This window comes from Aquabacterium sp. CECT 9606 (genome assembly GCF_918741295.1).
Lineage (GTDB): Bacteria > Pseudomonadota > Gammaproteobacteria > Burkholderiales > Burkholderiaceae_C > Aquabacterium.
On sequence record NZ_CAKKNB010000012.1, the window covers coordinates 1 to 2,777 of the forward strand.

General features: G+C 67.3%; 1 protein-coding gene. It reads right to left on the reverse strand.

The window, feature by feature from the left end:
• The coding region (locus tag LQ232_RS23465) for a condensation domain-containing protein (RefSeq protein WP_230182823.1) at positions 1-2,777 on the reverse strand (2,777 nt) is incomplete at both ends.

The following is a 2,777-nucleotide window of genomic DNA, read 5'->3' on the forward strand; positions in this document are numbered from 1 at the left end:
TGCCGCTGGGCTCGTAGACGCTGTGAAAGAGCATGCCTTCCTGCATGGGGGACAAGGGGTACAGGTCGTCCACGCGCACGGCAGGCAAGGCCAGCGCGTCCAGTTGATGCTGGTTCAGCCCGGACAGGGGCACGTCCGATGGCGTCAGCCCCGCTGCGCCGCTGCTGCAGTGGGCGATCAAGGCTTCAAGATGCACCTGGTAGCTTTGCAGCAGGCCAGCGACCTCCTCATGGTCGTGCAAGGAACGGCTGTAGGTCCAGGCCATGTGCAGTTGGCCAGCACGCACCGAGGCGGTGACGTCAAACCAGCTGCGGCGCAAACTCACGGGTGAACGCCCCGCAGCAGCGGGTTCATCGGCCAGGCGCCACAGGCCATCGGCTTGCAGGCTGGCGTCGAACTGGCCCAAGTAGTTGAAGGTAATCTGCGGGTAGGCGCCCTCGCGCAAGGCCTTGCCCTGCTTGCTCAGGTAGCGCAGCACGCCGTAGCCCAGGCCTTTGCCGGGCACCGCGCGTTGCTGCTCCTTAACGGCTTTGATGGCGGCGCCCGGATCACCTTGCTCGGCATGAAGGCGGATGGGGTACAGGCTGGTGAACCAGCCCACGCTGCGCGTGAGGTCCAGCGTTGCGTCAATGCCTTCCTCGCGGCCATGGCCTTCCAGCTCCACCAGCACGCTGTCACGCCCGGTCCAGCCGCACAAGGTGCGGGCCAGAGCGGTCAGCAAAAGATCGTTGATCTGGGTGCGGTAGGCCTGGGCCGTGCCACGCAGCAACTGGGTGGTCAAGTCTGTGCTGAGGACGGCCTCTACCGTGTCAACAGACGCCACGGTGTTCTCGCCGTTCGGCCAAGCACTGGGCAGGCTGGGTTCGGCTTGGCCGACCAGGCTCTGCCAATAGGCCAGTTCCGTCTGCATGGCCTCGCTTTGTGCATGACTGAGCAAGGCCCGCGACCACTGGGCGTGGCTGGTGGTCTTGGCAGGCAAGTCGATGGCCTGGCCCGCACTCAACTGGCTGTAGAGCGTTTGCAAGTCCTCCAGGATCACGCGCCATGACACGCCATCGACCACGAGGTGGTGGGCCACGACCAGCAGGCGCGCACCACGCGCGGGCCCAAGGTCCATCCAGGCGGCGCGCAGCAAGGGGCCCTGGCTCAGGTTCAGGCTGCGCTGCAGGCGTTCACCGCATTGGGTGATGGCCGCGTTGGCATCCTGGACCTGGCTCAAATCGATGCACTCGAAATACGTTTCCGCCGGCACGTGATCAGCCAGCGTGATGCGCCATGGGCCATGGCTGTCTTGCGCAAAGCGCGAGCGCAGCGCTTCGTGGTGCGCCACCAGGTGGCCGAAAGCGGCTCGCAGGTGCGCGGCGTCGATGGCACGGGTCGGCGTCAGCAACAGAGACTGGTTCCAGTGCGCGGGTTCGGCAAAGGCCTGTTCCAGGAACCAGGCCTGCACGGGCGTGGGCTCCATGGCCTGCGGTGCTTCGGGCGCGGCCTGCGAGGCCACAGCAGCGGTGGCTTTGGTCTGGGCCACTGCCGCCACGGCGGCGACGGTCTGGCCCTCCATCAACTGGCGCGGGGTCAGGCGCAGGCCACGCTTGCGGGCACGCGCCACGATCTGCAATGTCAGGATGGAATCCCCCCCCAGTTCAAAGAAGTTGTCCTGGCGGCCCACGCGTTCGATGCCCAACACCTCGGCCCAGACGGCGGCCAGCAGGGTCTCCGCCTCGCCTTGCGGGGCTTCGAAGCGTTCGGCCACCTCTGGCACCGGCTGCGGCAGGGCCTTGCGGTCGACCTTGCCATTGGCATTGAGTGGCAAGGCGGCCAGCACCATCACGGCCACCGGCACCATGTAGTCGGGCAGCTCGCGCGCCAGGGCTTCGCGCAGGGTCGTGCCTTGCAGCGTCTGGCCTGGTTGGGCCACGGCATAGGCATGCAGTTGCGCGCGGCCGTCTTCGGTCTGCGCCACGGTCACCTCCGCTTCGCGCACGCCGGGCAATGTGCGCAGCAGGGCTGCGATTTCACCGGGTTCGACGCGGTAGCCACGGATCTTCACCTGATCGTCGACCCGGCCCAGGAAAACGAGGCTGCTGTCTGCCAACTGCCTGACGCGGTCGCCGGTGCGGTACAGGCGTTCGCCTGGCAGCCACGGGTGGGGCACAAAGCGTTGCGCGGTCTGGGCCGGCTGGGCTTGGTAGCCTCGCGCCAGCGCCAGACCACCGATGTACAGCTCGCCGCTCGCGCCCTGTGGTACGCGGTGCAGTTGGGCGTCCAGCACGAAAGCTTGCGCGTGGTCCAGCGCATGGCCGATGGTGAGTTGGGGCGCGTCACGGTCGCTTTCGTCCGCTGCCTGCGTGAGCACACCAACGGTGGTTTCAGTGGGGCCATAGTGGTTGACCACGCGGCAGCCCGGACTCAAGGCCTGGATCTGGTCCAACAGGCGCCATGAAGTGGCTTCGCCGCCCACGACCAGGGTGTGCCGGGGCAACACCTGCTCAGGCCGCGCGGCCTGCATCAAAGCATGCAAGTGGCTGGGCACGATCTTGAGCACCTCCACCTGGTGCGCGTGCATGTACTGCGCGAACGCGTCCGGGTCAAAGGCACGCTGCGCGCTGATCAGGTGCAACGTGCGGCCCGAGCACAGCGCGCCGAACAGGCTGGTGTGGCCCAGGTCGGCCGCCACCGTGGAGACCATGGCCAGGCTCTTGACCGTGCCCGGCAAGGCCAGGCGGGCCAGCACGGCCTGCACGTAGTTGGCCAGCGCGCCATGGCCGACCACCACG